Origin of the sequence: Tatumella sp. UCD-D_suzukii (assembly GCF_000611875.2) — a bacterium.
GTDB classification, from domain to species: Bacteria; Pseudomonadota; Gammaproteobacteria; order Enterobacterales; family Enterobacteriaceae; genus Tatumella; species Tatumella ptyseos.
Genome location: NZ_JFJX01000049.1, coordinates 151617 through 175210, shown reverse-complemented (window position 1 = coordinate 175210; position 23594 = coordinate 151617). Strand labels below are relative to the sequence as shown.

Annotated in this window: 23 protein-coding genes; 21 read left to right on the top strand and 2 right to left on the bottom strand. The window is 50.6% G+C overall.

Annotation, left to right across the window (positions count from 1 at the left end; genetic code table 11):
* Positions 1-9: 9 nt before the first annotated feature.
* The 3 genes from mazG to eno all read left to right on the top strand — a co-directional run bounded on the left by mazG (position 10) and on the right by eno (position 4279).
* Positions 10-810 carry a nucleoside triphosphate pyrophosphohydrolase gene (mazG, locus tag CG67_RS09015; RefSeq protein WP_038024753.1) on the top strand — a complete coding sequence of 267 codons (801 nt, stop codon included), beginning with the start codon at positions 10-12 and terminating at the stop codon, positions 808-810.
* A 442-nt stretch (positions 811-1252) separates the two neighbouring features.
* Entirely contained in the window at positions 1253-2890 is a 1638-nt protein-coding gene (gene pyrG, locus CG67_RS09010; protein ID WP_025902622.1) for a glutamine hydrolyzing CTP synthase, read from the top strand.
* Positions 2891-2977: 87 nt separating this feature from the next.
* Positions 2978-4279: a phosphopyruvate hydratase gene (gene eno, locus CG67_RS09005; protein WP_025902621.1), complete on the top strand. Its 1302-nt coding sequence runs from the start codon at positions 2978-2980 to the stop codon at positions 4277-4279.
* 81 nt (positions 4280-4360) lie between these two features.
* Here eno and CG67_RS09000 read toward each other — a convergent pair whose 3' ends face one another.
* The gene (locus tag CG67_RS09000; protein WP_025902620.1) at positions 4361-5752 is read right to left on the bottom strand and encodes a PLP-dependent aminotransferase family protein; all 1392 of its coding nucleotides are present in this window, start codon (positions 5750-5752) and stop codon (positions 4361-4363) included.
* 457 nt (positions 5753-6209) lie between these two features.
* Between CG67_RS09000 and CG67_RS08995 the strand changes: the two genes are divergently transcribed.
* The 15 genes from CG67_RS08995 to queE all read left to right on the top strand — a co-directional run bounded on the left by CG67_RS08995 (position 6210) and on the right by queE (position 18463).
* On the top strand, positions 6210-6452 hold the full coding sequence (locus CG67_RS08995) for a Flp family type IVb pilin (protein WP_025902619.1): 243 nt from the start codon (positions 6210-6212) through the stop codon (positions 6450-6452).
* A 60-nt stretch (positions 6453-6512) separates the two neighbouring features.
* Complete coding sequence (locus CG67_RS08990; RefSeq protein ID WP_051170717.1) at positions 6513-6935, top strand: prepilin peptidase; 423 nt, start codon at positions 6513-6515, stop codon at positions 6933-6935.
* A 12-nt stretch (positions 6936-6947) separates the two neighbouring features.
* Complete coding sequence (locus tag CG67_RS08985; RefSeq protein ID WP_025902617.1) at positions 6948-7724, top strand: SAF domain-containing protein; 777 nt, start codon at positions 6948-6950, stop codon at positions 7722-7724.
* Positions 7721-9079: a type II and III secretion system protein family protein gene (locus CG67_RS08980; RefSeq protein WP_025902616.1), complete on the top strand. Its 1359-nt coding sequence runs from the start codon at positions 7721-7723 to the stop codon at positions 9077-9079. The genes CG67_RS08985 and CG67_RS08980 overlap by 4 nt, the downstream gene beginning before the upstream one ends.
* A 10-nt stretch (positions 9080-9089) precedes the next feature.
* On the top strand, positions 9090-9530 hold the full coding sequence (locus CG67_RS08975; protein WP_025902615.1) for a hypothetical protein: 441 nt from the start codon (positions 9090-9092) through the stop codon (positions 9528-9530).
* 16 nt (positions 9531-9546) lie between these two features.
* Positions 9547-10671, top strand: a complete 1125-nt coding sequence (locus tag CG67_RS08970; protein WP_025902614.1) for a hypothetical protein — start codon at positions 9547-9549, stop codon at positions 10669-10671.
* Positions 10672-10673: 2 nt separating this feature from the next.
* The gene (locus CG67_RS08965; RefSeq protein ID WP_025902613.1) at positions 10674-11945 is read left to right on the top strand and encodes a CpaF family protein; all 1272 of its coding nucleotides are present in this window, start codon (positions 10674-10676) and stop codon (positions 11943-11945) included.
* A gap of 3 nt (positions 11946-11948) precedes the next feature.
* Positions 11949-12881: a type II secretion system F family protein gene (locus CG67_RS08960; protein ID WP_025902612.1), complete on the top strand. Its 933-nt coding sequence runs from the start codon at positions 11949-11951 to the stop codon at positions 12879-12881.
* Complete coding sequence (locus tag CG67_RS08955) at positions 12881-13729, top strand: type II secretion system F family protein (RefSeq protein ID WP_025902611.1); 849 nt, start codon at positions 12881-12883, stop codon at positions 13727-13729. Before CG67_RS08960 ends, CG67_RS08955 begins: the two co-directional genes overlap by 1 nt.
* Positions 13722-14468 carry a lipopolysaccharide assembly protein LapB gene (locus CG67_RS08950; protein ID WP_025902610.1) on the top strand — a complete coding sequence of 249 codons (747 nt, stop codon included), beginning with the start codon at positions 13722-13724 and terminating at the stop codon, positions 14466-14468. The genes CG67_RS08955 and CG67_RS08950 overlap by 8 nt, the downstream gene beginning before the upstream one ends.
* Before the next feature lie 36 nt (positions 14469-14504).
* The gene (locus tag CG67_RS08945; protein ID WP_025902609.1) at positions 14505-15020 is read left to right on the top strand and encodes a TadE/TadG family type IV pilus assembly protein; all 516 of its coding nucleotides are present in this window, start codon (positions 14505-14507) and stop codon (positions 15018-15020) included.
* Position 15021: 1 nt separating this feature from the next.
* Positions 15022-15591: a tight adherence pilus pseudopilin TadF gene (tadF, locus tag CG67_RS08940; protein ID WP_160318971.1), complete on the top strand. Its 570-nt coding sequence runs from the start codon at positions 15022-15024 to the stop codon at positions 15589-15591.
* Between the two features lie 12 nt (positions 15592-15603).
* Positions 15604-16005, top strand: a complete 402-nt coding sequence (locus tag CG67_RS08935) for a hypothetical protein (protein WP_025902607.1) — start codon at positions 15604-15606, stop codon at positions 16003-16005.
* Positions 15996-17684, top strand: a complete 1689-nt coding sequence (locus CG67_RS08930; protein ID WP_025902606.1) for a pilus assembly protein — start codon at positions 15996-15998, stop codon at positions 17682-17684. Before CG67_RS08935 ends, CG67_RS08930 begins: the two co-directional genes overlap by 10 nt.
* Before the next feature lie 107 nt (positions 17685-17791).
* Positions 17792-18463 (top strand): 7-carboxy-7-deazaguanine synthase QueE, encoded by a 672-nt coding sequence (queE, locus tag CG67_RS08925; protein ID WP_025902605.1) that lies wholly within the window; start codon positions 17792-17794, stop codon positions 18461-18463.
* A 56-nt stretch (positions 18464-18519) separates the two neighbouring features.
* On the opposite strand, the gene queD is transcribed toward queE, so the two are convergent.
* Positions 18520-18888, bottom strand: coding sequence for a 6-carboxytetrahydropterin synthase QueD (queD, locus tag CG67_RS08920; protein WP_025902604.1), 369 nt, complete (start codon positions 18886-18888; stop codon positions 18520-18522).
* Between the two features lie 273 nt (positions 18889-19161).
* Between queD and cysJ the strand changes: the two genes are divergently transcribed.
* Genes cysJ through CG67_RS08905 form a run of 3 tightly spaced genes read left to right on the top strand, consistent with a single transcriptional unit; the run spans position 19162 to position 23431 of the window.
* Positions 19162-20976: an NADPH-dependent assimilatory sulfite reductase flavoprotein subunit gene (gene cysJ / locus CG67_RS08915; RefSeq protein WP_025902603.1), complete on the top strand. Its 1815-nt coding sequence runs from the start codon at positions 19162-19164 to the stop codon at positions 20974-20976.
* Positions 20976-22688: an assimilatory sulfite reductase (NADPH) hemoprotein subunit gene (gene cysI, locus CG67_RS08910; RefSeq protein ID WP_025902602.1), complete on the top strand. Its 1713-nt coding sequence runs from the start codon at positions 20976-20978 to the stop codon at positions 22686-22688. Before cysJ ends, cysI begins: the two co-directional genes overlap by 1 nt.
* 11 nt (positions 22689-22699) lie before the next feature.
* Complete coding sequence (locus tag CG67_RS08905; protein ID WP_025902601.1) at positions 22700-23431, top strand: phosphoadenylyl-sulfate reductase; 732 nt, start codon at positions 22700-22702, stop codon at positions 23429-23431.
* Positions 23432-23594 lie beyond the last annotated feature (163 nt).

Genomic DNA, 23594 nt, shown 5'->3' with positions numbered 1-23594 from the left:
GAGAATGCCATGAACACATCAGAATCCTCATTACAGCATTTGCTGAGCCTTATGCAGCAATTACGTGACCCGCAACACGGTTGTCCGTGGGATAAACAGCAGACGTTTGCCTCCATTGCCCCGTATACCTTAGAAGAAACGTATGAAGTGATTGATGCGATTCAGCGTGGGGACTTCACTGAACTGCGGGAAGAACTGGGCGATTTGCTGTTCCAGGTCGTGTTCTATGCACAAATAGCTCAGGAACAGAATCTGTTTGATTTCAGCGATATCTGTCAGAGCATCAGCAGTAAACTGGAACGCAGGCACCCGCATATCTTTGCCTCACCGCAGGATAAACAGGTGAAAGATATCAATCAGCACTGGGAAGCGCTGAAACAGCAGGAGCGACAGGATAAGTCGCAGCATTCCGCGCTGGATGATATTCCCCGGGCAATGCCAGCCCTGATGCGGGCCTATAAAATCCAGAAACGTTGCAGCAATGTCGGTTTTGACTGGAATGAAACCGGGCCGGTACTGGACAAAGTGCATGAAGAAATTGCTGAGGTGATGGAAGAGGCCAGCCGCGATGAGATTAACCCGCAGCGGCTGGAGGAGGAAATAGGGGACCTGCTGTTCGCCACGGTTAACCTTTCCCGTCATCTTGGCAGTAAAGCCGAGACGGCGTTACAAAAAGCGAATGATAAATTCGAAAAACGGTTTCGTCAGGTCGAAAGCATTATTGCAGCACAAGGACTGACGATGCCGGGGGCAACCCTGGAGCAGATGGAAGCGGCCTGGCAGCAGGTAAAACAGCAGGAAAAATCCTGAGACTATTTAACAGGCAACCCTCTGCACAACGCCTCTGATTTTCCCGGCTGACTTTTCCGTGGCCAGAAGATGCGCTATCCGGTGAGCGGGCTTTCTGTGATCCCGGCGGCCGGCCCGGTTCCGCGTGGATAACCTTCCGGCAGAGCGGTTGCTTCAGCCTGCGGTGTTAAGTCGCGCAGTTTTTACTCCGTCCGTCATCAATCCGCCATCAGAAAGTGATAAATAACTTTTATTCAGCAGGCTAACTCGTTTCAGCTTTTTGCGAAAAACCCACAAAATTGTGATGAAAATCAAGTATAGCGGCGAGAGTTTGCCGTAAAGTGTCGGTTACGCAGAGTGAAGAGTCAATGAATCATCAATTGTGGCGGATGCGGCTTTCGGGTATACTGTTTTCCCGTCCTGGTGATTCCACCGTCTTTAAACCTTAACTCTCAGGTTCAGCATGACAACGAACTATATTTTTGTGACCGGCGGGGTCGTATCCTCTCTGGGTAAAGGCATTGCTGCAGCCTCCCTGGCAGCTATTCTTGAAGCTCGTGGTCTGAAAGTGACCATTATGAAGCTCGACCCTTATATTAACGTCGATCCAGGCACCATGAGCCCGACTCAGCATGGTGAAGTATTTGTCACTGATGATGGTGCAGAAACGGATCTTGACTTAGGGCATTACGAGCGTTTTATCCGTACCCGTATGTCACGCCGTAATAACTTTACTACCGGACGTATTTACTCTGAAGTTCTGCGTAAAGAACGTCGCGGTGACTACCTGGGGGCGACCATTCAGGTGATCCCGCACATCACTAATGCCATCAAAGAGCGCATTATTGAAGGCGGCGAAGGCCATGATGTGGTACTGGTTGAAATCGGCGGAACCGTCGGTGATATTGAATCACTGCCATTCCTGGAAGCCATTCGTCAGATGGCGGTCGATGTGGGTCGTGAACATACCCTGTACATGCACCTGACGCTGGTTCCTTATATGGCGGCGGCCGGTGAAGTGAAAACCAAACCGACTCAGCACTCCGTAAAAGAACTGCTGTCGATTGGTATTCAGCCGGACGTACTGATTTGTCGTTCAGATCGTGCCGTCCCAGCCAACGAACGCGCTAAGATTGCGCTGTTCTGTAACGTGGCAGAGAAAGCGGTTATCTCACTGAAAGATGTCGATTCTATTTATAAAATCCCGGGACTGCTGAAGTCTCAGGGCCTGGACGACTTTATCTGTAAGCGTTTTAATCTGAATGCACCGCAGGCTGACCTTTCCGAATGGGAACAGGTCATTTATGAAGAAGCCAATCCGGGTGGCGAAGTCACTATCGGTATGGTCGGTAAATATGTAGAACTGCCGGATGCTTACAAATCAGTGATTGAAGCATTGAAACACGCGGGTCTGAAAAACCGCGTCACAGTGAATATCAAACTGATTGATTCTCAGGATATCGAAACCCGTGGTGTTGAGTTACTCAACGGACTGGATGCTATCCTGATCCCTGGCGGTTTTGGTACCCGGGGTATCGAAGGCAAAATTCTTGCAGCTCAGTATGCCCGTGAGAATAAAATCCCTTATCTGGGGATTTGCCTCGGTATGCAGATTGCGTTAATTGAGTTTGCGCGTAATGTTGCCGGTATGACCGGGGCAAGCTCAACGGAATTTGACCCGAACTGTAAATCGCCGGTGGTTGCATTGATCACTGAATGGCGCGATGAAGAAGGTCGTGTTGAAGTGCGTGATGAAAAGAGCGATCTTGGCGGCACCATGCGTCTGGGAAGCCAGGCCTGCCAGTTGTCTGATGACAGTCTGGTGCGTCAGATGTATGGGACATCAACGATTGTTGAACGTCATCGTCATCGCTATGAAGTGAATAATCTGTTACTGAAGCCTATCGAGGCGGCAGGTTTGCGGATTGCGGGTCGTTCCGGAGATGACCAGCTGGTAGAAATTATTGAAAACCCTAACCATCCGTGGTTTGTGGCCTGCCAGTTCCATCCTGAATTTACCTCGACCCCGCGTGATGGTCACCCGTTGTTCTCAGGATTTGTCAAAGCATCGGTTGAGCATCAGAAAAGTCTGGCGAAGTAAGCTTATCACTGCAACGCGCGAACTTTTCGCGCGTTGCTTGTCTTAGGATTAAGAAGTTTTAGCTTAACTTGTACTGAGGAAAAACGAATGTCCAAAATCGTAAAAGTCATCGGTCGCGAAATTATCGACTCACGTGGTAACCCGACTGTTGAAGCAGAAGTACATCTGGAAGGTGGTTTCGTTGGACTGGCAGCTGCACCGTCAGGCGCTTCTACGGGGTCCCGTGAAGCACTGGAACTGCGTGATGGCGATAAATCTCGTTTCCTGGGCAAAGGTGTCACGAAAGCAGTTGCGGCTGTTAACGGACCCATTGCTGAAGCAGTCACAGGTAAAGATGCGAAAGACCAGGCCAATATCGATAAAATCATGATCGATCTGGACGGTACCGAAAATAAATCTAAATTCGGTGCTAACGCGATTCTGGCCGTTTCTCTGGCAGCGGCAAAAGCGGCTGCAGCGTCTAAAGGCCTGCCTCTTTACGCTCACATTGCTGAACTGAACGGTACTGCCGGCAAGTTTTCTATGCCACTGCCTATGATGAACATCATCAACGGTGGTGAGCACGCGGACAATAACGTCGATATTCAGGAATTCATGATCCAGCCGGTAGGCGCTTCCAGCATCAAAGAAGCTATCCGCATCGGTTCTGAAGTTTTCCATCACCTGGCGAAAGTACTCAAGGCGAAAGGCCTGAATACTGCAGTCGGTGACGAAGGCGGTTATGCCCCTAACCTGGCATCCAATGCTGAAGCGCTGGCGGTTATCGCTGAAGCGGTTAAAGCGGCAGGTTATGAGTTAGGTAAAGACGTCACTCTGGCGATGGACTGTGCGGCTTCTGAGTTTTATAACAAAGAAACCGGTAACTATGAACTGAAAGGCGAAGGTAAAACCTTTACCTCTCAGGAATTCACCCATTACCTGGAAGAACTGACTCAGCAGTATCCTATCGTTTCCATCGAAGATGGTCTGAACGAATCTGACTGGGATGGTTTTGCTTACCAGACTAAAGTTCTGGGCGATAAGCTGCAACTGGTGGGTGATGACCTGTTCGTGACCAACACCAAAATCCTGAAGGAAGGTATCGAAAAAGGTATCGCTAACTCCATCCTGATTAAATTCAACCAGATTGGTTCACTGACCGAAACGCTGGCTGCCATTAAGATGGCAAAAGATGCCGGCTACACCGCGGTCATTTCACACCGTTCCGGTGAAACTGAAGATGCGACTATTGCTGACCTGGCGGTAGGGACTGCGGCTGGTCAAATCAAAACCGGTTCAATGAGCCGTTCTGACCGTGTTGCGAAATACAACCAGCTGATCCGTATCGAAGAAGCTCTGGGCCATAAAGCGCAGTTTAACGGCCGTAAAGAGATCAAAGGTCAGGCATAAGCCTTTTCCTTATCTTCGTTGAATAGCCCCTCCGGCAGACCGGAGGGGCTTTTTTTATACCTGCAAACAGGGAATGCCTCGTTATCCGGCAGTGACTGAACGTTGCTGCGACAGGCGTAGCTGATAATTGATTTTTTCTATTTCATTACAGCTCAGTAAACCAAACGGATAAACCAGAGTGTTATTGCTGTACATACCTGCTCTTGACGGATGACGGAACAGATTCACCGGAAAAAAATAGCGATCGAGAAGTCCTTCAGGCAGTTCATTGATATCAGCGTGAAAGGTGTAGAAACTGGCATTTTCCTGTCCGTGACAGCAAGGTTCCGGCAGATACTGTAACCCGCCCAGAGCCAGCGCAGCCTTCTGGCGGCGGGACTGCATACTACTGGTCAGATATTTCATAAAACGGCTGGATTCCAGAAATGCGCTGAGTAACGACCGGGTCAGAGGATGGATATCACTGACCAGCAATGGAGCCAGCGTCCGGAGGGGCTGCATCAATGGCTGAGGGGCAACAATACAGCTGACATTCATTCCGCTGCCGGTCAGTTCCGAAAGCTGGGTAAGATAAATAATCCGCGGATTCGGATAACGATGACTGAGTGTCGGGATCACTGACTGACCGAACCCCAGCATGGCAAAACTGTCATTTTCGATGATCAGAGAGTCATGACGGGAGGCCCATTCATTGAGCATTTTACGTCGGGACTCACCCAAAGGGATAGCCATCGGAAACTGGTGTGCCGGTGAGGTAAAGATAAGATCAGCGCCGCTATCCGGAAAGTCTTCCACCCGAATGCCCTCACTATCGACGCCAATGGGAATGACGGTGAAATCTAAACACTCGAATAATTCACGAATATTTGGCGGGCAGGGGTCTTCAATCAGCAGTACCGGTTGCTGGCGAATTACCGCGATACTTTTCGCTATCAGTAACAAGGCTTCCTGTAGCCCCGGTAGCAGAAAAAGATGCTCCGGCTGCAGGGTGACTCCGCGGGAAATTCGTATAAACCGGCAGAGATTTTTTTTCAGCGACTGATCATTTTTATCTGACAATTCACCGTTCGTGGGGTGTGAAAGCGTCCCGCTCTCTTCAAACCAGCGACGGATAAAGTGTTTGGGTAACTGCACGCGGTTGCTGCATCCCAACCACTGAGAAAATTCCAGTGTCTTTTTTTTTTCTTCCGGATATTTTTCCGTAGCTACTGAGGGAGTTCTGACCGGCTTAGACTCTGAAGCCGCAGGCAGGAACCCGCCAGTCACCAGATAGCCGCTGCGTTCATGCCCCTGGATATAGCCCAGAGATTCCAGCGTCTTATAGACCAGTAATACAGTGCCTCGCGAAACTTTGTACCGGGTGCCCATGGTACGAATAGAAGGCAGGAAATCTCCTTTTTTTAATGTGCCAATAATTATCATCTGACTGATGTCATCAATCATCTGTTGTTTTATTGTCTGTTTAGTCAGCATCGATACATGTTCCCTATGAATGGTACTGAATTAAGAGATTAATTCTGACATTCATAGCATAACATTATAAATTGTCGCAACATAAATTAAACGTGATGAGATGCTTTCGGACTCTTTATTGTTGCTTTGTTAAATATATTGGTGAATATCTAAAGGAATAATTATCACTTCATGTAAAGATAACAGCTAAAACATTTACATTGGTATCGTTTCTGAACGGGGTAAATAAGAAAAATACACGACATGAAATGGGTGTTTTTGTCGGTCAGGCCTGAAAATCAGGCTGTGTGTCAGTTTGCAGATAATATCGGTACACTGTCATTTTTATTAATACTCCCTGTCGCTTGAATATTATTTTTGTCAACGTATTATCATCGTACAGTGCTGAAAACCGCATTGTCATATCGACAATAAATGTTAATTGTTTTTTATATTTCAAAGTTAAGGATGATGACTAATGACTGAACAACTGACTTCATTATCTCTGAAAGTCCAGATGGCCCTCAGTGAGGGCGGACGTCGTATCTGCCAGGCGATGCGTAAAGAGAACGGCGTAACAGCCATAGAATATGCTGTCATCGCCGTTGCAGTAAGTGCGATGTTATTGACTGTTTTCGGAAGTGACGATGGTTCTTTCGTCAAGGCGATAACCGATAAATTTAATACGCTATCCAATAATATTAATGGCACTATCAAGTAACGACTGAATTTTAATTATAAGGAGGGAAGGTCTGCCCTCCTTATCCTGTGAATAAAACAGATGATAAATACTCTGTGTCTGACCATGATACTGCTGTTACTGATCAGTGTCTGTTATACCGATATTATGTTCAGGGAAATAAAAAACAGGACAGTCATTATTATTGCACTGTTGTCTTTTATTTCGACATTAACGCATCCTGAACCGGTTAATCTGATCTGGACATTAATGATATTCGTCACAGGTGTATTACTGGTACTGGCAAATATTATCGGGGCCGGTGATATTAAACTGATTGCCGCACTGAGCCTGTCTTTACCCGGTGCAGACATCCCGGCATTCATTTTTCTCATCACACTGTCGGGTTTGCCGTTGATCCTGGTAACAGTATTGCTCCATAAGATGACAGGGAGTCGTCATAAAATAACATTACCCTATGGGGTTGCAATTAGTTGCGGATATTTATTTCACCTTTTGGGATAAACAGGATGAACAGTGAATCAAAGACTGTTAGTTATTATCGCGGTTCTGTTACTTGTGGTTGGCGTCAGTGGTTTGCTTATGAGCGGAGACAGCTCACCGTCGGCTGACACTGAGGAAACACAGAAACAGGTAACGTATTTCGTTACCACCCGGGCGCTGAGTGCCGGTAGTCGTCTGACAGACGATGATATTACCCGTCATAAAAGCCCGCCGGCAGAGGCTGGCATAACGGCAGAGGCAGGCCAGACAGAGATGCCGGACTCGCCAGTAGGATATTTTCTGCAGGTGGATAAAGCGGCAGGTGAACGTCTTTCTGCCGGGGAAATTACCCTGATCGACCCGATAAATCAGCAGCCCGGAAAACATATGATCCGCTACAGCGCGCTGATCTACGAGCGCTATACCGGCGCTATCCAGCATCTCCGGCCTGGAGACAGGGTGGATGTGTATCTCCGTTTTGATGCTCAGCGTCCGGGAAGTCAGCGTACTCACCGTCAGTCGCTGCTCAACGGTGAGTCCGGGCTGAATATGTTTCGTATTTTTAAAGCACGACGGGTGATCAGCCGGCCTGAAAAAGCCAGTGCTTCTTTGCTGGCCCGTCAGTCGCTGATTGAGGTTGATGATAAATCGACGGGGAAAGGCTCACTGAGTGTCGATCTCGAACTCAGCCAGGCTGATCTGAAACGGTTATTTCTGGTTACGAATAATTATGAGCTGGTGCTGTTCCCGGTTGTTAAGGAAGAGCAACCCAAGGTCACCCCCGGTAAAATGCAAGGAAAAGCACAATGAAACGCCCCGACAGCAGATTTTCCGCAGGTATTGCCGGAAAAGTGTGGTTGAAATGCTTACTGATGTTTTGCCTGTTATTTCCGCTCAGTGTCACTGCGGAAACTCTTTATCTTTCAAAAGGCGGAGCCAGGACGCTGAAAGTGAATACAGTGATAGACACGGTATTTACCACCGACCCGGAAGTCGTGGACTACAACCTGATAAGCGATCGTGAAGTCGTGATTTACGGTATCCAGAATGGTGTCGGTGAGATCCTGTTAGTCCAGAATGATGCCACCCGTAAGATCAAAGTGGTGGTTGATCCTTTAGTCGGTAAACTCGCCTCACAGATCCAGGATCAGTTCCCGGGATCCACGATAGAACTCCGTAAAGTCGGCGAAAGCTACGTATTGTCAGGCGTGGCTGTGGATGAAGAAAGCCGCGACGCTATTTATCAGATAGTCGGTGAGGCCCTGGGTATGGAAAGTGACACCGGCACCACACAGATGAGTACGGACAGCCTGGGGAGTGTCAATGTCGCACTACTTAATCGTGTCAGCTACAAGAAATTGCAGAACCGGATGCGTCTGCCTCAGGCCAATCAGGTGAATGTCAAAATATCCGTGGTCGAACTCAATAAAAGTTACAGTGATAGCCTCGGCATTGAGTGGGGGCAAGCCAGCAGTGTCGGAAATTTTGTACTCAATAAGCTGAAATTTAATGCCTCTGAACTGACGTCTATGATCCATGCACTGGGTAATGAATCGGTCGCCAGGGTACTGGCCGAACCTAATTTGTCGGTGCTGTCAGGAGAGACGGCAGATTTTCTGGTCGGCGGTGAAATTCCTGTGGTGACCAGTTCTTCAAATGGCAGCAGTGTCGAATATAAAGAAATTGGTGTTCGCATGACGCTGGGCGCGAAGGTGGAAAACAGTCAGAAAGTCCGGTTGATGATTTATCAGGAAGTCAGCAATGTTGACAGCCAGAATACTACAACCTCTGAATCCTACTATTTGCCCACACTGAAATCCCGTAAGGCCAGAACCACCATTGAACTGGCGGATGGTGAGAGTTTTGTACTGGCTGGCCTGCTGAGTGAATCCGAACAGGAAGTGCTGAAAAAGGTACCTTTTATCGGCGACATTCCGGTGCTGGGAGCATTTTTCCGTTCGACTTCGGCACATCGCGAAAAAACAGAATTAGTGGTGGTGGCCACGGTCAATCTGGTACGTCCGGTGTCTTCCTCTCAGGTGACCTTACCGGCATGGCAACGCAGTACCTTACTGGAGCGGTATTTCAATATTCATAGTTTTTCCGGTGACAATGGCGGCAAAAATGTTGTCAGTTTCCTTGAACAGGGTGGTTTTATTTACTAGTGAGGCAGTTATGCGGCAAGGGATCCTGCTGTTAATCGCGTTATGGAGTTGCGGGGTAATGGCGAGCGAGGGATATCGCTTTACGTTACAGGGCCGCAGTGATATTGACCAGGAAATACTGGTCTCAGAAGTCGTCTCATTTCATCGTTACGTGTCGGGTACGATTTCTCTGCAATGGTATCTGAACGATGCCGACGATATTGTCGGCCAGCTGAAACAACGTCTTATCACGGCCGGCGTGCCGGAAAACAGTATACGGTCAGAGAAAATACCTGCCCGTGAAAACAGAACCACTCCGGGGATAGTGACCGTACTTCTCCGCCCGGGGGAGCGTGATACGCTGTGTCAGTTGCAGGAAAGTAATTTTCGTTTCGACAGTGACTCCCGCATGGGCTGTGCGGTTGAAAATAATCGCCGTATCTCTGAAATAAATTCAGCAGGTAGTCACTGAGCGACAGGGAGGTCTGATGTTGTTATTTTCGGATACAGAAAAGCAGGCAGCTCAGTCTGCTGATCGGGTACTGGTGATAGCCGACCATGCGGAGGTGATGGATAGCGTCTGCGAGCAATTGGCTATCCGTAATACCGGAGAGGTACGACAGTTCACCGGGACGGTTTCACAACTTGAGAAATATACAGAATCCGGCAACGTGGATGTGGTGATTTTTGAAGTCAGTGAACAGGATGATGTCGAAGTGATCGCCGGTTTGCTGGAACTGCATATTTCCCGTAGTGCGATTCAGATTGCTATTGGTAAACAGGACTCCCTGACCCGGGCCGACAGCTTTATGCAGCATGGGATCAGTTATTGCCATTATCCGTCTCAACTTAATGCGATAGGTACATTACTGGCCTCCGGTAAACAGCCATTTCGCGATCAAAACAGCGCTATTCGTTTCTCCATCCTCGGCTGTAAAGGGGGGATTGGTACCTCGCGGCTGAGCTATCATATTGCAGAGAATATCGCGCGGATCAGACAATCACCGACCTTACTGGTACAGGGCTGCGGTGGCAGCCGCAATCTGGATTTGATCTCCCGGGTAGCCATCAGTAATGAGGTGACGCTGCTGCAGAATAATTTCTTCGCCATGTACGAAGAACCGAATCATGCCTGGTTTTTTAATAATCCGTTATACGACCGGCATCAGTGTGTGGTTTTTGATTTCAGTGCGTATAACGCCTCTGATGAAAATATCGAAAATATACTGACTCATTCTGACAGCGTCCTGCTGATCTGCGACCGGGATCTGTCCTCTATCCGCATCGCCAAAAAGATTATCGAAGCGAATGCGCACCTGCAGAACAGTAATAACGGTATTAAACGTCTTTACCTCTGTTTTAATCAGCATCATCCGAAGATTAACGGCGAAGTGATTGCCCGGGAAATGGGGGATCTTGTCGGTCAGCAAGCCGACATTATTATCCCTTATATGCTGAAAGCCGGTGATCCCTCTTTGAGTCTGGAGGTTAATGGCAAATTCCGTCCGATACTGGAAAGCATGACCTATCTGTTACTGGGCAAGAAAAAAGAAATCACTCAACCCTCTCTGTTATCCGTGCTGAAACAGCGTCTGACAAGGAAGTCTGATTAATCATGAACCCTAAATATGAAGCGCTGGCCCGCCGTCTGCGAAGCAGTGTGCTGCCCCGGCTGGATCTGGATCAGATAGATAAGCTGATGGACGATCGTACGGCACTGATCCGTGAGATCTCTCAGGCAGTCCATCGGATGAGTGTTGAGCTGAACCAGTATCTGCCGGCGGAAGAGACGCGTGAGCTGGCCTCCGCCGTGGCCGATGAAATTCTCGGGGTCGGACCCCTGCGCGAGTTGATGGAAGACGAATCGGTGAGCGACATTCTGGTTAACGGGCCGGATAAGATTTTTGTGGAGCGGGGCGGGAAGCTGGTCTTTACCGGTAAAAAGTTTGTTGATAACCAGCAGCTGACCGAGATTGCCAAGCGCCTGGTCAGTCGCGTCGGCCGCCGTGTTGATGAATCCCAGCCGCTGGTGGATGCCAGGATGAGTGATGGCAGCAGGCTGAATGTGGTGATCAATCCCATTGCGCTGGACGGGACGTCGATCTCCATACGTAAGTTCAGCCAGGTATCACGCACATTGAGGGATCTGGTGAGCTGGGGCGCGATGAATGAACAGATGGCTAACTTCCTCTCTATCGCGGTGCGTTGCCAGAGCAATATAGTCATCTCCGGGGGGACCGGCTCCGGTAAAACGACCTTACTCAATGCCCTGTCGCAGCATATTAATAGTGATGAACGCATTATTACCCTGGAAGATGCCGCGGAGCTACGGTTGCAGCAGCAGCATGTTGTCCGCCTGGAAACACGCATGGCGGGGGCGGAGAACAGCGGCCAAATCTCTATGCGGGATCTGATGATTAATACCCTGCGTATGCGTCCGGATCGGATCATCGTCGGGGAGTGTCGCGGGGGGGAAACCTTTGAAATGCTGCAGGCGATGAACACCGGCCATGACGGTTCGATGACAACACTGCATGCGAACTCTCCGCGTGATGCGGTGGCCCGTCTGGAAAACATGGTGATGATGGCCAACCTTAGCCTGCCTATTGAAGCCATTCGTCGCAATATTACTTCCGCAGTGAACCTGATAATCCAGGCCAACCGTCTGCATGACGGTTCCAGAAAGATCACTCAAATCAGCGAAATTATGGGGCTGGAAGGCGACACCATCGTGCTGCAGGACATTTTCAGTTTTGAAGTGGATGACAGCGTTCAGGGAAAAGTGATGGGCCATTTTACCACGCCGGGCCTGTCCGGACGCTCCAGTGTTGTGATCCGGGCACGGGAACACGGGCTGGATACTTTACTGAAAACAGTTTTTGGGTAAGCGATGAGTGTTCTGTTTTTAGCCTCACTGATTATCGCCGTACTGGTGTTATGGCTGGTGTTGCAGCGAAATCAGTCAACCCGAAAAGCGTTAACCCGTTCGGTACAGAGACGGCAGGTACTGCAATCCCTGATCAACCAGAAAGACAGCGAAAATACGCAGGCGTCCCTGCTGTCCCGACTACAGCACATTATGCTGACAAAGCTTGCCGGGATTTACCGGGTATTTTATGCGGGAAGTCCGGTGATGCTGATGAAGCATCTGGCATTTCCGACCGGGGCCGCGGCAGGGATCACCACACTGAACGGACTCTATATTGGTTTCCCTGGCAGTTGGGTCGCGGGTGTTGCCGGAGTGGGGTGTTTTGTCGTGTTCTACGGCATGCTGAAAAAGCGGCGCAGGAAACAGTTTTCTGCTGACTTTAGCGAAGCACTGACCACCATTAACGGGGCAATCTCCTCGGGGCGCACATTTCTGCAGGCGATGAGCGATTACAGCCAGAGTCGCGATAACGCTCTGGCAGGAGAGTTTCGCACACTTTCACGACGGCTCAATCTTGGGGAACCGGCGGAAACGGTATTTATGGAGTCCTGGCAGCACTATCCGTACCGGGAATATTATTTTTTCATTGTCGCTATTCTGCTGAATATCAACAGTGGCGGCCGTCTGAGAGAGGTTCTGGCAAAACTTCAGCGCTCAATTGGCAGCGGCATTGCTATGGAAAAGAAAATGCTGTCCATGACCTCAGAAATGCGGATGTCCGCGCGGATCACCGGGGCCATCCCCTTTATTTTTCTGATCCTGCTGAAATTTATCAGTCCGGAAAATTTTGAGTTTGTGCTGCACGATGAACGGGGAAAAGTACTGCTCTATTACCTGATTGGCAGTGAACTGTTCGGACTGATGGTCATTAAATTTCTGATGAGGAAGCTCTGATGATAAGCCCGTTATTACTTATTGCTGTTACTGGTATTGCTCTGGTAGCCGCTGTTTACGGTGAACGGAAGTATCGCTCGAATAAACTGCAGAAAGCCATGACGGTGGTGGATGCCGGGACGCACCGACTGAAAATACAGCAGCTTAAAGAGCATCATCATACGGAAGCCGTCCTTGAGCAGAATAACCCGCTACTCAATCTCTATCGCCGGCTGGATGGCAGTATCCTGAGCAAAGTTCTGCTGGCTGTGCTGGCCTTTGGCATCATCGTCGTGGTTTTCCGGGCCAGTGGCAGTGAACTGAGTCGTGAATCCTGGCTGATGGCTGGCGTTTTTAGTCTGGTTGCCACCATTATTCTGCCCGGTATGGCCCGCGCCATGTTTGTAAAACGGCGGCTGAAAACACTTAGCGCAGAATTACCGTGGATGATCGAGTTACTGGCCGTGAGTGTACAGTGCGGAATGACCATCGAACAGGCCTTCAGTTTTCTGGCGGATAAAATGGACGGGATTAACCCTGACTTTGTCCCGTTTCTGACAAGGCTGGTAAGGCGTACTGAGGTCAGCGGTCTGAGCGTGGCTCTGGACCATTTTTACCGCGAATTACCTTCCGCCGAAACGCGGATGTTTTGTGCCATGTTACAGCAAAGTATTCGTTACGGTTCGTCCATGTACGAGCAATTAATCGAACTGGCGCGCGAGATCAGGGAAGTTCAGCTGCTGGGGACCGAAGAAAAAATCGGTCAGCTCGGGGCCAAAATGAGTGTGCCGCTGATCCTGTTTTTTATGTTTCCTGTCGTGGTGATTGTCGCTGCGCCGGGTGTAATGAGGGTGATGTCCAATGGGTAAGTTAAGGATAACAACAGTATTTTTCGCCATTGCGGTGAGTTTTGTCAGTGGATGCAGTGAACCATCAGCCACCATCGGGGGGCAGCGTTTCTCACTGCCTGAAGGCTCGAGTGACGAACAATTGCTGCTGAAAGCCCGAAATTACTCGGGGCTTATCAGTCTGAAGCAACAAGCGCTGAAAACCAATGACTCGCCGGAGGTCCGCTATCAACTGGCAGAATATTATTATTTATCCGGGGATTATAAATCCTCGCTGTACCATCTGAATAAACTGATGGGCAAAAATACAGCGACAAAAGTCTATCTGCTGCAGAGTAAAAATCTCAGTTCCTTAAAAAAATATAAAGAAGCGCTGAATTTCGTTGGCATGGCGCTGAATAAAGATAATCACAGCGGGGAGGCGCTGAACCTGCGGGGAGTTATTCAGGCTGAAAACGGTGACCTTAAAAGTGCTCTGGTGAGCTTTGATGCTGCGCGAAACGCCTATTTTCAGGAAGAATCAGTCGTTAACAATATCGCGATGGTCTATATCGTCCAGAAACGTTACCACGAGGCCGTACAGATGCTGCTGCCGGTGTATCTGCGGGGCTACCATAACCCGCAACTGGAACATAATCTGGCCTTTGCTCTGGCGAAAACAGGGGATTTACGTTACGCCAAAGAGATTATCAAACGCGGCAACTATGCGAAGAACCCGGACATGCTGGTGGCGGATCTGTTCCGGGTCCAGAGTTTTTGATTCACTTTATTGTCAGACGCAGTCAAAGGATGGACGATGAAAAAAAGCATCAGGGCATTGTGGCGGCGGGTCAGACCGGAGCAGGGAGTGATCACCATTGAGTTCTCCTTTATCTTTATTATTTTTATCTTTTTTATCTTCCTCTTTTTTGAGGTCAACCGTTTTGTCTATGTTTCCGCGAGTATTGATCTCACCTTATCAGAGGCTGCCAGGATAACGTCCCGCACAGAAAGCAGTGACAGTAATTACACAGAGGTTTTTGCCAGCAATATCCGCCAGCAAAGCAGTTTCTGGGATATGTTTATTGATGCCAGTAATTTCACCCTGACGGTGCGTTATTGCAATTCTGTCAGCGCGGCGGTGAACGGTAACTGTAACAGTACGGACGGACGAAATTTTCCGCTGGCCCTTTATTCGGTCCGTTATCGTTATCGTCCGCTATTATTTACTTTCGCCGGAAATAGCGCTGTTAATAATCTGTTTAATTCACTGGATAATTACCTCTCCCGGCAATTGTTGTATGTCCAGGAATATGAATCAGGGAATGAATGATATGGATTACAGACAGCGCATAGGGGCATTTCTCCGTAACCCGCAGGGGTCAGTGGTCGTGGAGGCAGCATTTATTTTTGTCTTTCTGTCAGTACTCACCGTGGCCGCCATGGATTACGGATTCTGGCTGATGGCCCGCAGTAAAGCAGAACGGATTAATTACTCGCTGGCGGCTGTTATCCGTGAGCGCAGCACGTTATACAACGGGCAGGAGACACCCGGCAGCAATGAGGTCACGGAACTGGCGTCATTGGCAAAATTCCTGGCACAGGACAGTACGGTGTCCTCTCTGTGTGTACGGTTAGAAAGCGTCAGCTTCAAAGAGACCACGACCCGTCAGGTCGATAAATACCAGAAAACCAGCGCAGGTAAATCTAAATGTGAGGTCAATGCACCGGCACTGACGGAAAATCTGCAGCTCTCTCCGCTAAGCATTCGCGGACGCTGGGTACCACTCTATCAGGTCTCTCTCAGTGTTCCGGCACCACGGGGTAGCCTGTCTGCATTGTTACGTAGTAGCGGAGCCTTACCCGAGACCATCACGGTCAGTAATATCGTGCTGGCACGATAAGCAGGGAGCGACATGAAATTTATTACGCGATTACCGGTGATACCCGGTACGCTGTTACTGCTGGCGTGTGTCTTCCCGTCCGGCAGTGACGCCGCTCAGAGCAGCGGCGGACAGAAAAAACAGGCCATTATTTTCCTCAACACGCAGCAGGGGAAAGAGAACCAGTTGGCCCGGGAAATTAACCGGCAACTCTATTTCAGCCGTACGCTGTCACGTCAACTGGATGTCACGCTGATCGATATCTCTCCCGGCGGGCCGGCGTTGTCCGGTGCCGCCAGATACCTGAGAGATACTTCCGGTATCTGGGTCGCAAAATACCGGCCTCTTTCATTACCCGCCTTGTTTTGCCTTCAGGGGAAATCCCGTCATTTCTATCATCTGACTACTGCGGAAGACATACGGAAATGTTTATAGAAAAACTGAGAGCGTTGACCTCCCGTCTGGCCAGTGAACGGGGGGTACTGATAGTCCCTTTTGCCATCCTGTTACCGATACTGATTGTGTTAATGGCTTTGGGCATTAACAGTGCGGCGGGGCTGGCCAGTAAAGCCAGAATGGCCGATGCGGCGTCTGAAGCATCGCTGGCGGTATCGGCATCCTCCCTCGCGAATGACACTCAGACGGCCGCGGGGAAAGAAGAAATCGCGGCCGGAAAAGCGATGGTCGCCGCATGGATGAAATATTACTTCCCGGCGATGCAAGGCACACCGCAGGTAGATTTCACCGTTGTTCAGGATCAAAATCAGTCTTCCTCCGATATTCGCTATACCTATTACAATGTGGCGATTTCCCTGGACCTGCCTTACCTGTTCCGCCACCGGACGCTGACCGGCAATAGCCATAATTACACGCTCAATGCCAGTGAGGGGCATGTCAAAAAATACATTTCAAAACCGGCAGACTATGTCTTTATCGTTGATTTCTCGACTTCCCAGATTGGCTCGCGGATGAAGATGCTGAAAAGTGTCTTTGCTGAAATCACTGATTATGTGGTCGGCGCCAGCCCGGAATCCCGTATTGCTATCGTGCCGTTCAGCACCGGTGTGGTGGTGAAATTACCCGGTAAAAACCAGCGGGGGGGCGCTATGCTCGGGTGCAGTGTGCTTTTTGTACCCAAAGACGACTGGAATATTGATTATGCCTTCTGGGCCGATAAACGCACGGCAACGACTTCTGCCTATCAGGCCCTGAACAGGCAAACCTATCTGATGGATGAGGCTCGTTACAATTATTACCACAGGTATGTGGCGGCCTCTCCCCCGGCAATCAGTGAGGCCAATATGAAGGCTTCCTGGTGCCGGACGAACAGTACTTACGGTCAGAAAGCGGGAAGGTATCAGTACAGTTGCTCTGATCCGCGTGACCCGGATGATGATATTTTTTCAGCCAAATCTCAGGCGATTATTCAGCGCGAATTTCTCCGGGCTGCGAAGATACAGTCCAGGCAAGTGACAACGTTTACCATAGAGCATGATGACGCCATCGATTATCCGGCGACGCTGAATAAAATGTTCTCCGATGAAGCCATCATTACCCTGCCCATGCCACTGACCCCGCTGGACGGGACCTATGCCTGGGGATATAACGAGATGTGCCGCCAGGCAGGGTGGTGGAATAAAAGCACGAATAATCTGGTAAATCGTTCACCGAAAGCCTGGCTTATTCCTCTGACCGGAGATGCGGATCAGTTGCATGAGTTTCAGTCCATGGAGCCTTATGGCTGGACACATTTGTCATCAGCCCTCGTACGCTCGGTGCCGGTGATGATGGAAGGGCAAAACCGGCGTAAGGTCTTTATTATGATCTCGGACGGTAATGACAATACCCATCCGCATAAAGTGACCGACAAGTATCTGAAAACCTATGATCTGTGCCGTAAAATTGAAGAAGGTCTGCTTGCCCGTCCGCAGACGAATACCAGTAAAGTTGAATTTTACTATGTCTCTACCACGAATGCGGCCAGTCGGGTGAAATACTGGTCGGATTATTGTACCGGCAGTGGCCGGGCAAAAACCGCGACCCAGAGTGATGCCCTGATCAAACTGATTAAAGGGATCATCAGTGATGAAACCGGTCATCTGGCGGTGAATTAATCCGGTAAGAAACGATCACAGAATGCTTTCGCCGCCGGATCAGGCATGATCTGCGGCGGAAGATCTGTAATAATGGTCGATTATCTTTTGTAATGATTGAGCAAGTGATGCTGTACCCGATTAACGAAATGTTTCAAACCCTTCAGGGCGAAGGCTTTTATACCGGTGTACCGGCCATTTTTATCCGTTTACAGGGGTGTCCTGTCGGGTGCAGCTGGTGTGACACCAAACATACCTGGGAAAAATTCGCCGATAACGAGGTCCCTGTCGGGGATATTCTGATTAAAACGGTTGAAAGCGAGCAGTGGGGCAATGCTGAACCGTTAACGCTGCTGAAAATTATCAGTGAGCAGCAATGGACGGCACGCCACGTGGTGATCACCGGCGGCGAGCCGGCAATTTATGATCTGCGTCCGCTTACCACGGCACTGGAAGCTTTTGGCTACAGTTGTCAGATTGAAACCAGCGGCACGCACCCGATTCAGTGTTCAGATAACACCTGGGTCACGGTCTCACCGAAAGTGAATATGCGTGGCGGCTATGATGTACTGACTCCGGCGCTGATCCGTGCGGATGAAATCAAACATCCGGTGGCCCGTGAGCGGGACATTGAAGCTCTGGAGCAGTTACTGGCGCAGGTACAGGACGATAAGTCACGTATTATTGCTCTGCAGCCTATTAGCTGTAAGAAAGAAGCCACGGAGCTTTGTATCTCTGCGTGTATTGCCCGCAACTGGCGGCTATCAATGCAGACCCATAAGTATCTGAATATTGCCTGAACCGGTGCCGGCGGTCTGAGGATGGCCGGCAATCGGTAAGTCTGTTTTTTTCTGCGTTATGCCTGTCCGCGATAGACACAGCCAGCGGTACAGGTTTCTTTGATCATGACTGCGCTCAGTAACGGCAATTCAGGTTTCATTTTCTGCCAGATCCAGGCCGCCAGAACTTCGCTGGTCGGGTTTTCCAGTCCGTCAATCTCATTCAGGTAATGATGGTCCAGCTGTTCATAGAGAGGCTTAAAGCGTGCCTTCAGTTCAGCAAAGTCCATCACCCAGCCGGTGTGCGGGTCCACTTCACCTGTAATTTCCAGACGAACAAGGAAAGAATGCCCATGCAGGCGTCCGCATTTATGCCCGTCCGGGACATGGGGTAAATAGTGAGCCGCTTCGAACTGAAATTCTTTAAAGAGTGTAGTAACTGACATAATTCTTCCCGAGTGTAAAAGCCGCAGATTCTACCGCAAAACCTGGCATTTCTCACACTTTTCCCTGATATTCCCTTTGTAACCGATACCAGTCTCCGACAGATGGCAGAAGTTTATCGCTTACCACTTTTACTGGTTAATATTAGTGATAAAACCCGTTAGGCAATTTGGTTATGTGATATGCATAAGCTGTCTTTTACCGGCATACTCTCTCCGTTAACCTTACATTTACTGATTCTATTTTTCGCCGCTGATACTGGACTACGAAACGCAATGACCAATAAGGCCCCACAGCTTCCGCTTTCGGCAGAACAACTCGCCCAATTACAGGCTGCGACGCAGGATTTTTCTGTGACCCAGATGGCCTGGCTCTCCGGCTATTTCTGGGGACGGTTAAGCGGCGATACGCCGGTTGCCGCGACCACCGCTTCGTCCGCAGGCACAAGCCCGCAGGCCGCCCCGGCACCGACCGTCACTATTCTTTCCGCATCACAGACCGGCAACGCCAGACGGCTGGCTGAGCAGCTACGGGACGATTTACTGGCCACCGGAGTGGTGGTTTCTCTGGTGAATGCCGGCGATTACAAATTTAAGCAAATCGCTCAGGAAAAATGGTTGCTGGTGGTGACATCGACCCAGGGGGAAGGTGAACCGCCGGAAGAGGCTGTGGCCTTACATAAATACCTGATGTCGAAAAAAGCGCCGGAAATGAAGTCGACGGCATTTGCGGTCTTTGGCCTGGGCGACAGTTCCTATGAGTTTTTCTGTCAGGCCGGTAAAGACTTCGACCAGCGTCTGGCGGATCTCGGTGCAGAGCGACTGCTGACCCGCGGTGATGCAGATGTGGATTATCAGGCGACAGCCGATCAGTGGCGCCAGGAGATTGTGGCGTTACTGCAGCAGCGGTTACCGGCGGTCTCCGATGCGGCGGTATCACAGGCTGCCTCCGGTGCCAGTGACGAAATTGACAGTACTCCGTATACCAAAGAACAACCCCTGGTCGCGTCGCTGGCCGTAAATCAGAAAATTACCGGCAATGACTCGCAGAAAGATATCCGTCATCTGGAGATAGATCTGGGCAATTCCGGTCTGCGCTATCAGCCAGGGGATGCGCTGGGCGTCTGGTTTGACAATGACCCGCAACTGGTGGAAGAGCTGCTGGGATTATTGTGGCTGGACGGAAAGCAGGAGGTCAGTGTTGCCGGCCAGTCATTGCCTCTGGCAACCGCGTTACAACAGCATTTTGAACTGACGGTCAATACCCCGCAGATTGTGGAAAAGTATGCACACCTGTCCGGGCACAGTGAACTGTTGTCGATGGCCGGAGATAAGGCTGCGCTGCAGGCTTATGCGCAACGGTGGCCGATTGTCGATATGGTTCGCCATGCACCGGTCGAATTGCGGGCAGAGCAGTTAACAGACCTGTTACGGCCGCTGACGCCGCGTCTTTATTCGATTGCCTCCTCTCAGGCCGAAGCCGAAGATGAAGTGCATATTACGGTCGGTGTGGTCCGTTATGATATTGAAGGCCGCGAACGCAGCGGCGGAGCCTCCGGCTTCCTGGCTGACCGGCTGGAAGAAGACGGCGAGGTGCGGGTGTTTATCGAACATAACGATAATTTCCGTTTGCCGGAAAACCCGCAGACCCCGGTGATCATGATTGGCCCCGGCACCGGGATCGCCCCTTTCCGTGCGTTTATTCAGCAGAGAGACAATGACGGTGCTGAGGGTAAAAACTGGCTGTTCTTCGGTAACCCGCACTTCACCGAGGACTTTCTCTATCAGGTCGAATGGCAGAAATATGTGAAAGACGGCCTGCTGACCCGTATCGATCTGGCCTGGTCCCGTGACCAGCAGGAAAAAATTTATGTGCAGGACAAACTCCGTGAGCAAGGGGCGGAAGTCTGGCGCTGGATTGAGGAAGGTGCACATCTTTATGTCTGTGGCGATGCCAGCCGTATGGCAAAAGATGTTGAACAGGCCCTGATTGAGATCATTGCCGAACAGGGGCAGATGGATAGCGAAGCTGCCGACGAATATTTGAGTGAGCTGCGCGTGGCGCGCCGTTACCAGCGAGATGTGTACTAATGAGTGATAAAAATCCCGGCCCGTTAGTGGTCGAAGGCAAACTGACGGATGCCGAGCGCCTGAAAAAAGAGAGCCACTTTCTGCGCGGCACGATCACCGATGATTTGTCCGACGGCCTGACCGGCGGATTCCGCGGCGATAACTTTTTGCTGATCCGCTTTCACGGCATGTATCAGCAGGATGATCGTGATATCCGTGCCAGCCGCGCAGCGCAGAAACTGGAGCCGCGTCATGCCATGATGCTGCGTTGCCGTCTGCCTGGCGGGATTATTACGCCGCAGCAGTGGCTGGCGATTGACCGCTTTGCCACCGATAAAACCCTTTATGGCAGCATCCGTCTGACTAACCGTCAGACCTTCCAGTTCCACGGGATCCTGAAGAAAAACGTGAAACCGGCCCATCAGATGCTGCATGAAGCGGGGCTCGATGCCCTGGCGACGGCAAACGACGTGAACCGCAATGTGCTCTGTACGTCGAACCCGGTGGAATCTGAATTACATCAGGAAGCCTACGAATGGGCGAAACGCCTTTCTGAGCACCTGCTACCCCGGACCCGTGCGTACGCGGAAATCTGGTGGGACCAGGAAAAAGTGGCGACCACCGATGAAGAGCCGATCCTCGGCGAGACGTATCTGCCGCGTAAATTCAAGACCACGGTGGTCATTCCGCCGAACAATGATGTTGATTTGCATGCGAATGACATGAACTTTGTGGCAGTGGCTGAAAACGGCAAACTGGCGGGGTTCAACCTGTTGCTGGGGGGCGGATTATCCATTGACCACGGTAATAAAGCGACCTATGCCCGTACCGCGACCGAAATCGGCTTCCTGCCGCTGGATAAAACGCTCGATGTCGCCACCGCAGTGGTGACTACCCAGCGTGACTGGGGGAACCGGACCGATCGTAAAAATGCCAAGACCAAATACACCCTGGAACGGGTCGGGGTGGACGTCTTTAAAGCCGAAGTCGAAAAACGGGCCGGGATCACTTTTGAACCCGTCCGTCCGTATGAATTTACCACCCGCGGCGACCGTTTTGGCTGGATCAAAGGCATCGATAATCAATGGCACCTGACTCTGTTTATTGAAAACGGTCGTTTGCTGGACTATCCGGGCCGTTATCTGAAAACCGGGATTGCGGAAATTGCCAAAATCCATCAGGGCGACTTCCGTCTGACGGCTAACCAGAACCTGATCGTCGCCGGGGTAGCGGGATCGCAAAAGCAGATCATCGAAGACCTGGCCCGTGAACATGGCCTGATGGAATCCGTCAGTGTTCAGCGTGAAAATTCCATGGCTTGTGTGGCATTCCCGACCTGCCCGCTGGCGATGGCCGAAGCAGAACGCTTCCTGCCGGCGTTTGTGGATGAGGTAGAAACCATTTTGTCCCGTCACGGGGTGGGCGATGAACATATTGTCCTGCGGGTGACCGGGTGTCCGAACGGCTGTGGCCGTGCACTGCTGGCAGAGATTGGATTAGTGGGGAAAGCCCCCGGCCGCTATAATCTTCATCTCGGAGGCAACCGCATCGGTACGCGTATCCCGCGGATGTACCGTGAAAATATCAGTCAGCAGGAAATCCTGTCGGTACTGGATGAACTGATTGGCCGCTGGGCCTGTGAACGTCAGACGGACGAAGGTTTCGGCGATTATGTGATCCGGGCGGGCATTATCCGGCCGGTACTCGATCCTGCCCGTGATTTCTGGGAATAACGGAGGTAGCTATGTCTCTCAGGTTATCCGAACTGAATGCACTGGATAAAACAGAGCAACAGCAGGCGCTGAGTGAAGTGAATCAGCAACTGGAAGCACTGACCGCAGAACAGCGGGTGGCATGGGCACTGGAGAATCTGCCCGGTAACGTGGTACTCAGTTCCAGCTTCGGGATCCAGGCCGCAGTCTGTCTGCACCTGGTGACCCGCCAGCGACCGGATATCCCGGTGATCCTGACCGATACGGGGTATCTGTTTCCGGAAACCTATCAGTTTATTGACCGGCTGACGGATCAGTTACAACTGAACCTGCAGGTATTCCGTGCCAGCGAATCACCGGCATGGCAGGAAGCCCGCTACGGGAAACTCTGGGAGCAGGGGGTTGAGGGTATCGAAAAATATAATACCCTCAATAAAGTCGAGCCGATGAACCGTGCCCTGGAAACCCTGCAGGCATCGTCATGGTTTGCCGGACTTCGCCGGGAACAATCGCAGAGCCGTGCCGGACTGCCGGTACTTTCTGTTCAGCGCGGCATATTTAAGATCCTGCCGATCATTGACTGGGATAACCGCCAGGTGTACCAGTACCTGAAACAACACGGGCTGTCGTACCATCCGTTATGGGACCAGGGCTATCTGTCAGTGGGAGATACCCATACTACGCGGAAATGGGAACCCGGTATGGCCGAAGAAGAAACACGATTTTTTGGTCTGAAACGTGAGTGCGGCCTGCACGAAGGTTAATCTGTCGCTGCACGATGCTCCCGGTATCGTGCAGCGTTTTCGTACTGTCTCCCTTTCTGAATGCGTTCCTGAACGTCGCCATTAATTTACTGATTTATAGATGAAATATTTTCAGGTGCCCGGAAAATAGTTATTTTCCCTTTTCTCCTGCCCTGCCTGTGCT